The 15334-nt window shown below is 56.0% G+C and carries 13 protein-coding genes; 11 read left to right on the top strand and 2 right to left on the bottom strand.

Annotation, left to right across the window (positions count from 1 at the left end):
* Window positions 1–89 precede the first annotated feature (89 nt).
* Window positions 90–1481, top strand: a complete 1392-nt coding sequence (locus TO66_RS20965; RefSeq protein ID WP_044464064.1) for a formylglycine-generating enzyme family protein — start codon at window positions 90–92, stop codon at window positions 1479–1481.
* A 236-nt stretch (window positions 1482–1717) separates the two neighbouring features.
* Here TO66_RS20965 and TO66_RS32075 read toward each other — a convergent pair whose 3' ends face one another.
* Complete coding sequence (locus tag TO66_RS32075; protein WP_052506147.1) at window positions 1718–2620, bottom strand: helix-turn-helix domain-containing protein; 903 nt, start codon at window positions 2618–2620, stop codon at window positions 1718–1720.
* Between the two features lie 532 nt (window positions 2621–3152).
* Here TO66_RS32075 and TO66_RS20955 point away from each other — a divergent pair.
* The 8 genes from TO66_RS20955 to TO66_RS20925 all read left to right on the top strand — a co-directional run bounded on the left by TO66_RS20955 (window position 3153) and on the right by TO66_RS20925 (window position 11954).
* Window positions 3153–4019: an EAL domain-containing protein gene (locus TO66_RS20955; protein WP_156162098.1), complete on the top strand. Its 867-nt coding sequence runs from the start codon at window positions 3153–3155 to the stop codon at window positions 4017–4019.
* 684 nt (window positions 4020–4703) lie between these two features.
* Window positions 4704–5252: a type 1 fimbrial major subunit FimA gene (gene fimA / locus TO66_RS20950; protein WP_044464063.1), complete on the top strand. Its 549-nt coding sequence runs from the start codon at window positions 4704–4706 to the stop codon at window positions 5250–5252.
* A gap of 340 nt (window positions 5253–5592) precedes the next feature.
* Window positions 5593–6297: a fimbria/pilus periplasmic chaperone gene (locus TO66_RS20945; RefSeq protein WP_310732168.1), complete on the top strand. Its 705-nt coding sequence runs from the start codon at window positions 5593–5595 to the stop codon at window positions 6295–6297.
* 90 nt (window positions 6298–6387) lie between these two features.
* Complete coding sequence (locus TO66_RS20940; protein WP_082061127.1) at window positions 6388–9012, top strand: fimbrial biogenesis usher protein; 2625 nt, start codon at window positions 6388–6390, stop codon at window positions 9010–9012.
* An 11-nt stretch (window positions 9013–9023) separates the two neighbouring features.
* Window positions 9024–9554, top strand: coding sequence for a fimbrial protein (locus tag TO66_RS20935; RefSeq protein WP_044464062.1), 531 nt, complete (start codon window positions 9024–9026; stop codon window positions 9552–9554).
* 12 nt (window positions 9555–9566) lie between these two features.
* Window positions 9567–10070 carry a fimbrial protein gene (locus TO66_RS20930; RefSeq protein WP_044464061.1) on the top strand — a complete coding sequence of 168 codons (504 nt, stop codon included), beginning with the start codon at window positions 9567–9569 and terminating at the stop codon, window positions 10068–10070.
* Window positions 10071–10090: 20 nt separating this feature from the next.
* The gene (locus TO66_RS32785; protein ID WP_082061126.1) at window positions 10091–11011 is read left to right on the top strand and encodes a fimbrial protein; all 921 of its coding nucleotides are present in this window, start codon (window positions 10091–10093) and stop codon (window positions 11009–11011) included.
* A 178-nt stretch (window positions 11012–11189) separates the two neighbouring features.
* Window positions 11190–11954 carry an alpha/beta fold hydrolase gene (locus TO66_RS20925; protein WP_044464060.1) on the top strand — a complete coding sequence of 255 codons (765 nt, stop codon included), beginning with the start codon at window positions 11190–11192 and terminating at the stop codon, window positions 11952–11954.
* A 64-nt stretch (window positions 11955–12018) separates the two neighbouring features.
* Here TO66_RS20925 and TO66_RS20920 read toward each other — a convergent pair whose 3' ends face one another.
* Complete coding sequence (locus TO66_RS20920; protein WP_044464059.1) at window positions 12019–13251, bottom strand: NADH:flavin oxidoreductase/NADH oxidase family protein; 1233 nt, start codon at window positions 13249–13251, stop codon at window positions 12019–12021.
* A 219-nt stretch (window positions 13252–13470) separates the two neighbouring features.
* Between TO66_RS20920 and TO66_RS20915 the strand changes: the two genes are divergently transcribed.
* Both TO66_RS20915 and TO66_RS20910 read left to right on the top strand, forming a co-directional pair.
* Window positions 13471–14274 carry a type 1 glutamine amidotransferase domain-containing protein gene (locus tag TO66_RS20915; protein WP_044464058.1) on the top strand — a complete coding sequence of 268 codons (804 nt, stop codon included), beginning with the start codon at window positions 13471–13473 and terminating at the stop codon, window positions 14272–14274.
* Window positions 14275–14389: 115 nt separating this feature from the next.
* Complete coding sequence (locus TO66_RS20910) at window positions 14390–15316, top strand: hypothetical protein (protein ID WP_044464057.1); 927 nt, start codon at window positions 14390–14392, stop codon at window positions 15314–15316.
* The last annotated feature ends 18 nt before the right edge of the window (window positions 15317–15334 follow it).

The raw sequence follows: 15334 nt of genomic DNA, 5'->3' as shown, positions 1-15334 counted from the left end.
GGTGAATACAGCAGCCCGAGCCATTTGAAAGTGCTTGAACTCAGCAAATCGGCTCTTGCTTCACCGTTGCTGTCAAAGGGCTAGTTTTCATGAAGTTGCATACCTTGCTGACGATGGTGGCGTCCGCCGTGTTCCTGTCGGCCTGTAACGACCAGCCCAGGTCCAACGAAGATTTCAAAACTGTGGTGGGCAAGGAGTTGGATGGTCTTTCTGCCGCGCTGCAGTGGAACGGGCTGGCGCAATGCGCTTCGAGCAATTCGGCGATATCCGTGGCCGCTCAGGCAGCGAGAAGAAACATTCATCTGCATCGTCAGCGCAGGGGCATCTCGGCGCAAACGGCCAGCCTTGTCGACCGTGACCTCTTGCCTTCGCTCCAGAGCCTGTCCGAGGAGTCGGCGTTTCTGGCGCAGCGCTGCGCCGCCGCCGACTATGACAATACGGGGTTCAGCCCGGAGCGAGAGATTCGCTTGCAGCAATTTGTCCAGGAGTGGAGGAGTGCCATCGACTTTTTCAACCAGGGAATCAAGGAGAACTACAGCTATGACCTGGACGGCAAGTCCACTCGGTCGGTCAAGAAACTCCCTGTAGTCATGCCAACCCGGTCATTTACCGATTGCGACGAGGCGGTGTGTGAGCGAATGGTGGTCATTCCGGCCGGTCGGTTCGTGATGGGCGGATCTGCCGAAGAGCACAAGGCGTTCGACATTACGCCACAGACCGTCGCCTGGGAAACGCCTCGGCACCCGGTTCAGGTCACCCAGGCGTTTGCCTTGAGTGCGCATGAAGTGAGCCTTGGGAATTTTCTGAGGTTCATGCAGGAAACTGGTTATCGGATCCCGGATGGTTGTACTCAGCTCAAGGGGGATCCGTTGAATCTGGCATTCGAAAGCCGTGCCAATCTGAAAAACGTCGGGTTCCCGCAAAATAACGATCAACCCGTTACCTGTGTCCGCCGCCAGGATGCCGAAGCCTATACCCAATGGCTGTCCAGAAAGACCGGAGAAACCTACCGCCTACCCACGGAGGCAGAATGGGATTACGCCGCTCGCGCCGGCACACAGACGGCCTACTTCTGGGGGAGCGAAGCCGACGCGCAAGCGTGCTCGTTCGCCAACGTCTACGACCTGGAAAGCGATGAGGTCAATCAATTTGGCTTCGTTCATTTTCCGTGTACGGATGGTTATGCCTACCTGGCTCCGGTCGGCAGTTTTCAGCCTAATGATTTCGAGTTGTTCGACATGATTGGCAATGCGCGGGAGTGGGTGGCGGATTGCTGGCATGGCAATTTTGTCGGCGCTCCGGCCAATCAGCGCGAGTGGGGCAGCGAGGAGGGCGGCCTGTGCCATTTTGCGGTCCTGAAGGGTGGGGCATGGCCCTACAACACATTTAATGACCGGATCGCCTACCGCGATACGTATTACTCGTCCCAGTTCCGTGCCTACATGTATGGCTTCAGAGTCGCGCGGGATATTCGCCCATGACGCTAAACAGCGGGGTCCTGGTCAGAGTGCTGCGCTGAACATCCTTGCTTGAGTTCTGGATGAAGAATGGGTGGCTTCAGACATGTCGCCTATACCTGAGGCCCGCTCCTGATGGGGCGAATACCCCCTCAGCGAGGCTTGGTCCCGACAGTTCGTTGGGTAATTCGCCGCGACTGAATGTGCCATGGGCTGGCAATGCTCATCGTTCAGTGGGCCGGAGTCTCTTTGGGGGAGGCTTATATCAATGATTGCCGTCTTCTGAACTCGATGGGCGAGACTCCCTTGTTTTTCTTGAAGGCATAGCTGAATTGCGAAGCGCCCTGGAAGCCGCAGGCCAGAGCGATGTCGATGATCGGCTGCATGGTATGGACCAGGAGTACCTCAGCTCTTATAAGGCGTCTCTGGATGATGTACTGGTAGGGCGTAAGGTTGAAAGAATTCCTGAACAGGCGAATGAAGTGGAAGGTGCTGATCTGCGAGAGTTCAGCCAGATCGGCGATCTTTATTTCGGTATCCAGATGCTCTTCGATGTAGTCGGACAACAGATCCTTGAGGTGTTTCGATAAAGCCCCCACTCCACTATGGCTGCTCTCGGTTTGCAGCAGGGTGGAGTGGGAGAGGATCGTCAAGGCCAGTGTTTCCTTAAGCAAGGAAGAGTCGGTTTTGACAAACTCGCCGCAGGCAGCGACCAGGAATTTATCCATCATGTAGAACCTGGCCTTGATATGAAACAGATCGCGTCGGGATGGCATCAACGAGATAAGCTCTTCCGAAAAACTTATGGTGGTTAAACGTATCGGTGGACCTACATAAGTACTGATGTATTCAGCATCTTTGGGGATAAGGTCCATTTTGCCGCGTAGTGTTCCCCGCCGATAAACAGGCTTGCCATCGAGTGTGGCCTGGCCTCGCTCGTTTTCCCCGTCTTCGAACAAGACAATAGTATGTTCGCTTCTCGCTACCGTAACGTCATGAAGGCCCTCGATCACAATGCGGTCGGTCCTGCCAAAAGACCACTGGGTGGAGTGCGTGACAAGCTTGCAGTCGGTGTCATAGACGATACCTGCCAAATCAAGTGATCTGGCACTGGGGTGGTGGATGGGCTGATTGTTCTCTTGTATGAGGTTTTCTTTCTTCATGGGAGTGGTTCCTGGCACGGCAGAGGCGAAAACACCTTGGGTTTACATGGCGATCGTTTTTCTTATCGAGATTAGTAGAGGTTTTGAGTTGCGGTGCTGAGGCTGGGATAAAAAAGGGGCGGTATTTTATCAGAAGTTTCGGCTATTAGATGGTTGTTAATAATGAGTTGTAATTCCGCTGTAATGGATTTTGATTTTGACCGACTAGTCGAGGATTAGCATGCGCGTTACGGTGGCTATAAAAGTTGTGCGGATTGGTCCGATTGTCCGGCAATAAAAAAGAGAACCAATATTGTTGCGGGGCTTTTGTATATGAACGTGATTGACCAGCAAGAGCAGATGGATTTGCTATAAGGCGTGAAGCGACGGTCAGGTATCTAGGTACTCGCCTGTGAGTGACTAAATGGATGGTTCAAGAAGCAGCGCAAATATTGTGCAGTCATCACAATAATTGTAAAGGAGGGGGGTGTTGCTGTTGTTATGATGCGCCAAATCCAGCACGCAGATCGGCGATCTAAGTCATGAATTGTTTGTGGCTTATTTTAATGCGCAAATAATTGATTGGCGCTTTGCAGAGTCGGCTCGGCTGAAGGTTTGCAGAGGGCAATGGAAAAAGATGTTTAGCGAGAGAGAGATTTATCTGGGGTTGCAGCGCAAGGAGTTTCTGCCTTATTTACAACCTATGTTCGATTTGATTGATGGCAGTTTTATTGGCGCCGAAGTCCTGGCGCGGTGGATTCATCCCGAGCGCGGAATGCTCATGCCCTCGGCTTTTCTCGATACGGTGATCGAGAAGGGCATGATGGACGATGTGTTTTTCGAGTTGTTGGAGCAGGGCCTGGATGTGCACCGCTACAGTAGCCATGGCGCGCTCCCGATGAAACTGGCGTTTAATGTCCATCCGGTGCAGCTTGCCAACAAGGATTTTGCCATCCGGGTCAATTCTGTTTTACGCAGCCACGCCGTTTCTGCGTCGAATGTGTCTTTTGAACTGACCGAGTCTGGATCGCTGGATGATGGTTCCAGTACTTTCGAGAACCTCTACAACCTCAGGGTCATGGGCTGTGGGTTGGTAATCGATGACTTTGGTGTGGGTTACTCATCGTTACAGCGGTTGTTCGAGTTGCCGTTCACCGAACTGAAGATCGATGCGTCGTTCGTGGCCAGTATTCTCACTTCCCCGCGATGCTCCGATATTGTCGAGTCGATCCTGGCGCTGGCTAACACCCTGGAAATGACCGTGATCGCGGAAGGCATCGAGACAGAATGCCAATTGAGCAAGCTCAGGGAGCTGGGTTGTTCCTTTGGGCAAGGTTATCTGTACTCCAAGCCGTTGAGCCCTGATGAAATGTTGTGTTGGCTGGAAGAAGGGGAAGGGCGCGCCTGGCTACCGTTGTAAGATTGCTGTTCCCGCACTGGGTACCTGTGCTGAAGCTATTTTGATGGAGTTAAGCTGCGTGTTGTAGAACAGGTGTATCAAGCTCCTGGTGTGATACCGACCGTTATTGTCCTCAATGACTCATGCAACCTTTACCAGGGTTGCGATAGTCATCCTCCTATTCTCCCGTCGCGAGTGTTTTGATCAGGTCCATTCTTGATTGTTCACTGCGGCGGGTGTCATTTCTATAGCTTTCCATGAATATCTTTCTTCTGCCGGATGGTCAGGGGGAGGTGTCCGTGTTGCCGTCAGCAATTCAAGATCCAATGAATAATATCCATGGCCTCGATAGTGCCGGCTAAAGCAATTTTGATAAAATTTCCGCAGCTATTCTAAAGTACTTTTTTGCGCGATCTATAATATTGTCGTCACAGCTTGGCATTGAGCAACGACTCTTCTATCAATACGAGGATTCTTGTTCTGGTGGCTTTTTGCGTTCAGCTTATGCGCAAGTCAGGGCTGGTAAAGTCCAGGTTGTTCGTTGGTCATAGAGAGTCGAACGCCATCTGTAAGAGCGTGCTGTATCTCAATTAAATAAGGATTGGGGCGTGCGCGCTGTCGGTAGTTTCGGTCACGGGTGCGGTATTGCATGCGCTGCTGTAACTGCGGGTTTAGTTGAAAATAATCTGTTGAAAGGAATGTGTTATGAAAATCAAAGGTTCGGCAATCTTCATGCTGTCGGCTCTGTCCCTGGGTTCCACTCTGGCCCACGCTGCCGTTACTACCGCTAGCGGCGGTACCGTGCACTTCAAGGGCGAAGTGGTTAACGCTGCTTGCGCAGTCGATGCAGGTTCCATTGAGCAAACCGTTCAATTGGGCCAGGTACGTTCCGCGACACTGGCCGCTTCAGGGCAAACCAGTAGCGCGGTGGGGTTCAATATCCAGTTGAACGACTGTGATATTACGACCATCAAAACGGCGGCCATTGCTTTTTCTGGCACGGCTGTCGATAGCGCCAACCCGAATGTCCTGGGGCTTCAGAGCTCCGCGGCCGGTGGTGCAACCAATGTTGGCGTACAAATTCTCGACAACACCGGCAGCCCGGTGGTTCTGGATGGCACTACCGCCAGTGCCAAATACACCCTTAGCGAAGGCACCAACATTATCCCGTTCCAGGCACGCTACTACGCAACAGGCGTTGCCACTGCGGGTATCGCTAACGCGGATGCCACCTTTAAAGTGCAATACGAGTAAGTAGTTCGTCAGGCAGGGAGGATCGGCCAGGGTACGACAACGATGCTGAGCATGTATCGAACCTGGCGGTTTCCCTGCTGACGTCTCTTGCACTGACAGGCAATCCCGGGCCGGCAGCATTGTCGAGCTTCGTCATGTTCAGTCGAGAGATCGGAAGATAACGAACGGTATAGCCAGGCACGTTATCGGTTTTCATTTTGCAGGGGCTACGAACCTTGCGCTCCTGATATTCATTTACTGCAGCCATCCACGGTTCGCGGCGGTATCGATGGTTTTCCCCACAATACGATGGAGACTGGCCGGAAAGCAGGAGTCAGTGATAACAACACAAGGTGAGAATGTGAACAAAACAACGGCGATAACTCGCCGCTTATTAGCGGTATTGCTAGTGACATCCGCAGTTGGATATACCGCTGGTGCCGCGGCAGGCGTGGCACTGGGGGCGACTCGAGTGATCTATCCCGCGGGGCAGAAGCAAGTGCAACTGCCTGTCACCAATAATGACGAAAAAAGTACTTATCTTATTCAATCCTGGGTGGAAAATGCTGGCGGCCAGAAAGATGGGCGTTTTGTGATTACCCCTCCACTGTTCGCCATCCAGGGAAAGAAAGAGAACACGCTGCGTATTATTGACGCTACCAATAATCAGCTGCCTCAAGACCGCGAAAGCCTGTTCTGGCTCAACGTCAAGGCTATTCCTTCCATGGACAAGTCCAAGTTGAGTGAAAACACATTGCAACTGGCAATTACCAGTCGCATCAAACTTTATTACCGGCCGGCGAAACTGGATTTGCCTGCGGACCAGGCGGCGGGTCAATTGCGTTTTCGCCGTAGCGCGAACAGCGTGCTATTGATCAATCCGACCCCCTACTTCCTGACCGTCACGGAGCTCAAGGCGGGCACTCAGGCGTTGGAAAACGCACTTGTTCCTCCCATGGGGGAAACATCGGTCAAGTTGCCACCAGGCGCTGGCGGCGAAATCAGTTATCGCACCATTAATGACTATGGGTCATTGACTCCGCGGGCGAATGGCGTGACGCAGTAGTCCGAGCGGGACCGATACAGCACCTAATCCGAGTGAAAAGAGGAACCAAATTCCGGGCGATAGAGTCGGCCGGGAAGAGGCATTTCATATATGAAAAAAAGTTACTGGCTGTCTGGGCTTCGGGAGGAGTGCCTATGCAAACGTTATCTGTCTAGTGTTGGTGTCGCGCCGATATCGCTTGCCTGTTTTATCGCGTTGCCGATTTTTCCGGTACAGGCAGAACTCTATTTCAATCCTCGTTTTTTATCAGACAACCCCGATGCGGTGGCGGACCTGAGTGCATTCGAAAGTGGCCAGGAAGTCCCTCCGGGCAAATACCGTGTCGATATCTACCTGAATAGCGGGTTTATGGTCACTCGTGATGTGGCCTTTAAAGCCGGCGAGAAAGGGCATGCTTTAGTTCCTTGTTTAACCCGTGGGCAATTATCCAGCATGGGCGTGAACACCGGGGCGATACCCGGAATGGACGAGATCGCAGTCGATGCCTGCGTGCCATTGGCCGAGCTGATCAAAGATGCTACGACGGACTTTAACGTTGGCCAGCAACGCTTGAACCTGACCATCCCGCAGGCGTTCATGGGGAACCAGGTGCGCGGCTATATTCCACCGGAGTTATGGGATCATGGGATCAACGCGGGGCTGATCAACTACAACTTCACTGGTAATAATGTCCATCTTGATAATGGCGGAACTACCAACTATGCCTACCTGAGCCTGCAGAGCGGGATCAATCTAGGCGCCTGGCGGTTACGCAATAACACCAACTGGAGTTACAACGATGGCGGTGGAGCAGCAACTTATGAAAACAAATGGCAGCATGTTAATAGCTGGCTTGAGCGTGATATTACGCCGCTGCGCTCGCGACTGACGCTTGGAGACCGCTATACCAGCGGTGATATTTTCGAAGGTATCAACTTCCGTGGTGTGCAGTTGGCCTCCGAGGAAAACATGCTGCCAGACAGCCAGAAAGGTTTCGCGCCGGTGGTTCGCGGCATCGCCCACGGTACGGCGCAAGTGTCTATCAAGCAGAACGGTTACGAGATCTACCAAAGCACCGTTCCACCCGGACCGTTCACCATTACTGACCTCTATGCGGCAGGCAGCAGTGGAGACCTGGAGGTCAGTATCAAGGAGGCCAATGGCAGCGCACAGGTCTTTACCGTGCCCTATTCCTCCGTTCCGCTGCTGCAACGTGAAGGCCATACACGCTACTCCCTGACCGCGGGCGAATACCGCAGTGGGGTGGATGAACAGGAAAAACCCAAGTTCCTGCAAAGTACGGTATTACAGGGGCTTGCGGACGGCTGGACGGTCTACGGCGGCACACAATTGGCGGACCGTTACCATGCGCTGAACCTGGGTGTCGGCAAGAACATGGGCAGGCTGGGCGCCATTTCGCTGGACATGACCCAAGCCAATGCGACGCTGCCCGATGACAGTAAGCACCAGGGGCAGTCGGTGCGCTTTCTGTACAACAAGTCGCTCGATACGGGCACCAACATTCGATTGGTGGGCTATCGCTATTCCACCAAGGGTTACTACAACCTGGCCGATACCACTTACAAACGGATGAGCGGTTACAACCTGGAGACCGAGCCGGGGGTATTCCAGACGAAACCGAAACTTACCGACTACTACAACCTCGCTTACAACAAGCGCGGCAGGCTCCAGGCCAGCGTCACCCAGCAGATAGGCAACAAGTCCACGTTGTATCTGAGTGGCAGTCACCAGACCTATTGGGGCAGTAACAAGGCCGATCAGCAGTGGCAGGCCGGATTGAACACTACGGTGGGCGATATCAGCTGGACGGTGAACTACAGCCTGACCCAAAACGCCTGGCAAAGCGGGCGTGACCAGATGTTGGCAATAAACGTGAATATTCCGTTCAGCCATTGGACCAGGTCCGATAGCAAGTCCGCCTGGCGCCATGCGAATGCCAGCTACAGCATGTCGCACGATCTGAAAGGACGGATGACCAATCTGGCCGGGGTATCCGGCACGCTACTCGAAGATAACAACCTCAGCTACAGCGTGCAGAGTGGTTATGCCGACGGCGGGAACGGCGGTAGTGGCGATAACGGTTATGCGGCGATGAATTACCGCGGTGGTTACGGCAACGCGAATGTCGGCTACAGCCACAGCGACGGTTATGACCAGTTGTACTACGGCTTGAGCGGCGGCGTACTGGCCCACGCCGACGGCGTCACGTTCAGCCAGCCGTTGAACGATACGACTGTCTTGATCAAGGCCCCGGGTGCGAAGAGCGTGAAAGTGGAGAACCAGACCGGTGTCCGCACCGACTGGCGCGGTTATGCGGTGCAGCCTTACGCCACGGAATATCGGGAAAACCGAATAGCCCTGAACACTAATACGTTGGCCGACAACGTGGACCTGGATGACGCGGTAGTGAGCGTCGTGCCTTCCCATGGCGCCATCGTGCGGGCCGAGTTCAAGGCGCGGGTGGGAATGAAAGTGCTCATGACGTTGACCCGAAACGGCGAGCCTGTGCCCTTCGGCGCCACGGTCACTGCCGACAACAACCAGAGCAGCATCGTCGCCGATAACGGGCAGGTCTACCTGAGCGGCATGCCGCTGGCAGGGCAGGTCCGGGCGACCTGGGGAGACACCGCGGGGAGCACCTGCACTGCGGACTATCGCTTGCCAGAGGAAAGCCAGAAGCAGGCATTGAGCGAACTGACGGCAGCCTGTCTCTGAGGAACCAAACCATGAAGAAAAAACACGTTGTTCTTCCGGGACTCGCCTTGTGGCTTGTCGCCGGCCACAGCCAGGCCGCGGACAGCACCCTGACTGTCACCGGCCGGGTCCGGGATAACGCTTGCGCGGTAGCGACGGCATCGAAAGATTTCAGCGTCGATCTGCTGGAGAACACGACGAAGCAATTCCATGCCGTTGGGGCCACGTCGCCCATGGTGGCTTTTCGTATCGTGCTTTCACCCTGTGGCGCCGCGACCACGGCGGTGAAGGTCGGGTTCACCGGGGCGGCGGATAGCGACAATACCAGCCTCCTGAAGCTGGATGGCGGCAGCTCGCACGCCTCGGGAATGGGCATCCAGATACTGGACGGCGCTCAAGCGGCGCTGCCGCTCAACGCCGCGTCGTCGACGCTGCCCTGGACCGCGCTAAAACCCGGCCAGACCAATACATTGGGCTTCCATGCCCGGCTGATGGCTACCCGCGTGCCGGTCACTGCCGGCCACGTCAACGCAACAGCGACATTCACCCTTGAATTCCAGTAACCGGAGGCTGATATGAAGCGGACTCATGCAAAGTGGTGGGTGGCCGGGCTCCTGGCCCTGGCCTCCAGCGTGTTACAGGCGGCCGACGTGACTATTACCGTCAATGGCAGGGTGGTGGCGAAGCCATGCACGGTTTCCACCACCAACGCCACCGTCGACTTCGGCGATCTTTACACCTTCAGCCTGTCTCAACCGGGCGCCGCCTCGGCCTGGCACAGCGTGTCGTTCGATTTGAGCAACTGCCCGGTCGGGACCAGCAAGGTCACGGCCACCTTCAGCGGCGCGACGGACAGTACCGGCTATTACAGGAACCTGGGGACGGCGGGCAACATCCAGCTGGAGTTGCAGGACGATGGCGGTACGGCGCTGAACAACGGTACGAGCAAAACGGTGCAGGTGAACGAGTCGACGCAGTCCGCTCGCATTCCGCTGCAGATCAGGGCATTGACGGTGAACGGTCGTACTACCCAGGGAAGTATTCAGGCTGTAATTAACATTATCTATACCTGGGCATGAATCACATAACGAGGTTGCACATGAACTGTGCTCGAAGAGTTTTAGCCGGTTTCAATTTTTACATCATGATGTTGGCGATTGCAGGTTGGTCATCCAGCGGATGGGCATTCACTTGCCAAGCGCTGGGGAAAACTATTAGCGGTTCTGGAACTCTTAGTGTCTATGTGAACTTGCAGCCGGCAATAAGCCCGGGCCAAAATCTTGTTGTTGACTTGTCACAATCCATTCAGTGTAAAAATGATAGGCCTTCTGTTTATAGAGATCCTATCAGGGTAGGAAGTGGGTCGGCGTATGAGGGCGTTCTTGCTTCGTTTAGCGGGACTTTATCTTATCATGGAGTCAACCAGCCATTTCCTCTAAGGTCGCCAACTTCATGGGTTGATACGCCTTGGGGGACATTTCAGGGGTGGAGAACTGTTTTATATCTGACGCCTGTAAGCTCAGCCAGCGGGGTGGTTATCCAGACTGGGCAGTTATTTGCGTCGCTAGCCCTTCAAAAACAAGGGCCTGGCGGTAGTGTTTCCCAGACAATCATCTGGAATCTGTATGCAAATAATAGTGTTGTGGTTCCTACTGGCGGCTGTGATGTCTCTGCTCGAAATGTAACTGTGACGTTGCCGGATTATCCCGGTTCGGCTGCCGTTCCAGTGACCGTGCACTGCGCAAAAAGCCAAAAGCTGGCTTACTATCTGTCCGGTACGACGACGGATGCTGCCAATACGATATTTACCAACTCTGCTTCTGCTTCGGCAGCTCAAGGCGTGGGTGTGCAGATTTTCCGTAATGGCGGCGTGCTTGCGGTAAACAACACGGTATCTCTCGGCTCTGTCGATACCTCGCCAGTCAATCTTGGGCTGAGCGCCAGTTACGCTCGCACCAGTGGGCAGGTTACCGCCGGTAATGTGCAGTCTATTATTGGCGTGACTTTTTTATATGAGTAGCTTGTTGCTTGGGAGGCGAATGATGTTTGTCAGTAAGTGGGTGTCTGCTTGATTTTATTCAAGTGATCTCCAGGGGCATGAATTATTCAAGTGGCAAGTTTTGACTTTCACAAAACTACAGGAATTGCTTGGCGGCTTCAGATGCATTGAGTGTGAATTGAAAATATACGGAGTCTGTATGATAGAACATATAAAACTCGGTAATGGTCCCCGGCGAGTCATCCTCTTGCATGGTTGGTTTGGCGATCATCAAATCTATAAGTCGATTTTTCCTTACTTGGACACGGAGCGTTATACCTACGTCTTTCCCGATGTACGTGGTTATGGATTGTCCTGGCACATCAAGGGGCAATTCACCTGCGAGGAAATGCTCGCGGATGTCATGGCGCTGGCCGATAACCTGGGCTGGAAACGTTTTCATTTCGCCGGCCATTCGATGGCGGGCAAAGTGGTGCAACTGGCATTGGCTCGTCATCCGGCGCGTATTATCAGCGGTGTGGCGATTACGCCGGTACCGGCCTGCGGGGTGCCCTTCAATGCCCAACAGTGGAGCCTGTTTTCCGGGGCGGTGGACGATGACGAGTTGCGCTACAAGATTATCGACGTAACGTCCGCCAGTCGTTTGCCGCAGCGATGGATTCAAGCGTTGGTCAAGCACTCGCGATTGACTAGCACACGACAGGCCTTCGAGGGCTATCTGCATGCCTGGGCGCGCGAGGACTTGAGCGCCGGGCTTGCCGGAATGACGCCGCTGTTAGTGCTGGTGGGCGACGCCGACCCGGCGCAAACCCAGGCGATCATGCAAGAAACCTGCATGGCATGGTTTGCCAATGCGTCGTTGCAGGTTATTCCCGGCAGTGGGCACTACCCGATGGAGGAGGTGCCGCTGCACTTCGTCAAGCTGCTGGAGGATTTCCTTGCTCGGCATTGCGCCCAACCCTGAGCCCATGTCACTCAGGCCAGTAGGGGGTAGTACGCGCCGATCTGGCATCGCAACGGATTTCGACTCATACCAGACGCTTTTCTACCCAGCGTCGGTATTGACGGGTGCGAACGGCCATGGCGAGTTGTTGCAAGATCAGGGCGCGTAAAGGTGAAACGCTCGGATCGGGCTGTTTGGCCCGGCTCAGTTTGTGCAGCTGAAACTTGACGACCGCCATGTTCGCCAGCGCCGCGATGGTTTTGTTTTTCCAGGTGATCGGCGGCAGTTGCGGGGCGTTGTCCTTACCCTGCGACCAGTCCCGCGGCAAGTACGGGTCGATGGCCAACGCCGTCCCGATGCCCACCATATCCACGCCACTTTGCACGACGCTTTCAGCCACCGGGCGACGACGTATGCCACCGGTGACCATCACCGGCATTCTGGCGACGGTGCGGATGTCCCGGGCGAACTCGACGAAATAGGCTTCGCGAGCCAGGGTCCGGCCATCGCGCGCTTCACCCTGCATGGCGGGTACTTCGTAACTGCCGCCGGACAACTCCACCAGGTCCACGCTCAGCTCGTTGAGCAGGCCAACGACCTTTTTCGCGTCAGCGGCGGTGAACCCGCCGCGCTGGAAGTCGGCGGAATTGAGTTTCACCGCTACGGCAAATTCAGCCGAAACCACGGCCCTGACCGCCTTGACGATTTCGAGCAACAGGCGCGCGCGGTTTTCCAGGGAGCCGCCCCAGGCGTCCGTCCTCTGGTTGGTCAGCGGCGACAGGAACTGGCTGAGCAGATAACCATGGGCGGCGTGGATTTCCACCCCGGTGAAGCCGGCCTGTTCGCCCAGGCGTGCAGTGTTCGCGAAGCGCTGGATCACCTCTTCGATCACCTCAGGGGTCATCGCGTGAGGTGTGGCGAAGCGCTTGGACATGTTGCCCAGCTCCAGCGGCACGGCCGACGGCGCCCAGGTCTTCTGCCCGAGATTGGCCTGCATCTGCCGCCCCGGGTGATTGATCTGCAGCCAGAACTGCGCGCCGCCGGATCGGCCGATACGGGCCCAGCGCTTGAACTTGTCCAGTTGCTGATCGTCCTGCAACACCACGCCGCCCGGCCCGGTCATGGCGCGGCCGTCGACCATCACGTTGCCGGTGATGAGCAGGCCGGCGCCACCGTCGGCCCATGCCTGGTAGAGACGCATCAGTTCTGCGGAGGGCGCCTGGTCGGCGTCCGCCATGTTTTCTTCCATGGCGGCTTTGGCGATTCGGTTCTTGATGGTCGAACCGTTGGGAAGCATCAGGGTGTCGAACAGGTTCATGGAGCAGCCCTCAATTGGAGATGCGGCCACCTTAAGATTGAAGTCAACTTTAAGGTCAAGAGCTTTTTTAAGGTTGGTCGATGCGCATCGGGCGGGCCCCTGGCACCTGCGTCAGATCGGTGCCCGGCGACGGGAGAAATTATTTGCCGCAGCGGGGGTTGACCTTAAAGCGAGGTTTAAGGTGAGCATGCGCTGACCTGCCTGGCCGATGGACCCCGGATGATGCTCAAGCTCCTTGTTTCCTATGCGTTGCTATTGATAGGTGGTGCTTTCATGACGTTTGCCAATGCCCAGACGGCTCCTGCTGGAACGCTGGCCAAGGATCGCCCGATACTGGTGATCATGACCAACCACTCCCGCTATCCCTCGCGAACCGATACCACGGGGTTGTGGCTAACCGAGCTGACGCATTTCACCGATGTGGTGGAAGCGGCCGGCTACACCACGGTGTTTGCCAGCCCCAAGGGGCGCGCGGTGCCGCTGGACGAGCGCAGCCTCGGTTGGCTGTACATGGACAAGGCAGCGCGCAAACATTTGCAGTCCCCGGCCTTTCGCGCCCGCCTGCAAAACACGCTGCCGATCGCCGAGGTCGATCCGTCCCGGTTCGGCGTCATCTACTTCACGGGGGGCCATGGGGTCATGTGGGACTTCCCCGATAATCCGGACCTGCGGCGTGTCGCCGAAAGCATCTACCGGCAGGGCGGCATCGTTGCTGCCGTCTGCCATGGCGTAGCGGGCCTTCTGGACCTGAAGGATGAACAGGGCCAGTGGCTCATCCAGGGCAAGCACCTCACCGGGTTCTCGGATCGCGAAGAGCTGCTTTCCGGCATGAAAAGCCAGGTGCCGTTTTTCCTCGAGGACCGGCTGGTGAGCCGGGGGGCGAAGTACTGCAAGGGCTGGCTGCCGTTCACCTCATTTGCCATCACCGAGGGAAGGCTGGTCACCGGCCAGAACCCGCAATCGCCCAAAGCCGTGGCTGAAGCCGTGATGGCTGTGCTCGCCGGCGACAACCTGGCTCGCTGAACCCCCAAGTGGGTCCCACCAACCGGAGAAAGACCGATTGAAACTCGCAAGCGCCGTATCAACAGGATTGCTGTTCAGCTCAATTGCCAGCCATGGGTTGGCGGGGACGCCAGAAATGCCTAGCCCGACTGAAACCAACACCATCGATATCGCCGGCCACGTCGTGCCGGTCGTCAAGGGCGGCCTGTACGATCGTTATCGCTCGAACCCGCCCTTGTCGGTGATTGCGGCGCAACTGCCGGGGGTGGATCTGAGCTGGTTCAAGGGACTGGAAAAGCACAAGGTCGACATCGGCTTCGAGTCGTACTCGCCGAACTTCTACTACCAGAACAGTCGCGTGACGGCGGTCTACACGGCCGACCTGGAGGCGCTGCGGGCCTTGATGCCGGCCGAGGTCCTGGCCGCCGTGCAGCCCCTGCAAGTCTGGCCAGGGCGCGGCTTGATCGCGTTTACCGCCTACACCTACGAACATTGTGACAACGACGCCTATAACGAAGTGGCCGTGTCGATCGTTACCAACAAGCCAGGCAAGGCCAACCTGGGGCCCTTCACGCTGCTGGGCCAGTCGATGTCGGGTGATTTCTGGGGCTATGTGCTCAAGCTGCCGGTCAATACCGAGCTTGCACGGGTGCGTGGCGTCGTCGGTTACAACCTGCCGAAATGGCTGACTGGGATCGACCGCAGGGCGGATGCTCAATCCGTGGTCTACGACATCACCGACAGCCAGAGCGGCAAAGTCGACGTGTCGTTCAGGGCGAAGAAACTCGACAACCTCGCGCGCGATGTCGATATCGTCACCAGCAGCTTCACCAATCTCGATCATCAGGGCCAACTGGCCTATGGGTATGCGGTTTCCCGCCAGCTCAGCCATGGCTCCAGTCGCGACGCGGATGCGGTCAGCCTCACGCTGGGCGACGGCAGCCTGTCGAACTACCTGCGCGCCCTGAAGCTGGGGAAAATGCTGAAGTACGAATACGTGCCCGAGTTCCAGAGCGCGCTCTATGCGCCCAAACCCCTCGCGAGCCTGATGGGCGAACGCTGAAACCTGCTCCCTGCGCCT

Origin of the sequence: Pseudomonas sp. MRSN 12121 (assembly GCF_000931465.1) — a bacterium.
Lineage (GTDB): Bacteria > Pseudomonadota > Gammaproteobacteria > Pseudomonadales > Pseudomonadaceae > Aquipseudomonas.
The sequence above is the reverse complement of the archived record's forward strand: the minus strand, read 5'-3'. Positions and strand labels throughout refer to the sequence as shown.

Coding starts and splice junctions, on each gene's coding strand:
- TO66_RS32075 (WP_052506147.1), bottom strand. CDS start 2,620: ATGAAGAAAGAAAACCTCATACAAGAGAACAATCAGCCCATCCACCAC.
- TO66_RS20925 (WP_044464060.1), top strand. CDS start 11,190: ATGATAGAACATATAAAACTCGGTAATGGTCCCCGGCGAGTCATCCTC.
- TO66_RS32785 (WP_082061126.1), top strand. CDS start 10,091: ATGAACTGTGCTCGAAGAGTTTTAGCCGGTTTCAATTTTTACATCATG.
- TO66_RS20940 (WP_082061127.1), top strand. CDS start 6,388: ATGAAAAAAAGTTACTGGCTGTCTGGGCTTCGGGAGGAGTGCCTATGC.
- TO66_RS20915 (WP_044464058.1), top strand. CDS start 13,471: ATGATGCTCAAGCTCCTTGTTTCCTATGCGTTGCTATTGATAGGTGGT.
- TO66_RS20935 (WP_044464062.1), top strand. CDS start 9,024: ATGAAGAAAAAACACGTTGTTCTTCCGGGACTCGCCTTGTGGCTTGTC.
- TO66_RS20920 (WP_044464059.1), bottom strand. CDS start 13,251: ATGAACCTGTTCGACACCCTGATGCTTCCCAACGGTTCGACCATCAAG.
- TO66_RS20930 (WP_044464061.1), top strand. CDS start 9,567: ATGAAGCGGACTCATGCAAAGTGGTGGGTGGCCGGGCTCCTGGCCCTG.
- TO66_RS20910 (WP_044464057.1), top strand. CDS start 14,390: ATGCCTAGCCCGACTGAAACCAACACCATCGATATCGCCGGCCACGTC.
- TO66_RS20965 (WP_044464064.1), top strand. CDS start 90: ATGAAGTTGCATACCTTGCTGACGATGGTGGCGTCCGCCGTGTTCCTG.
- fimA (WP_044464063.1), top strand. CDS start 4,704: ATGAAAATCAAAGGTTCGGCAATCTTCATGCTGTCGGCTCTGTCCCTG.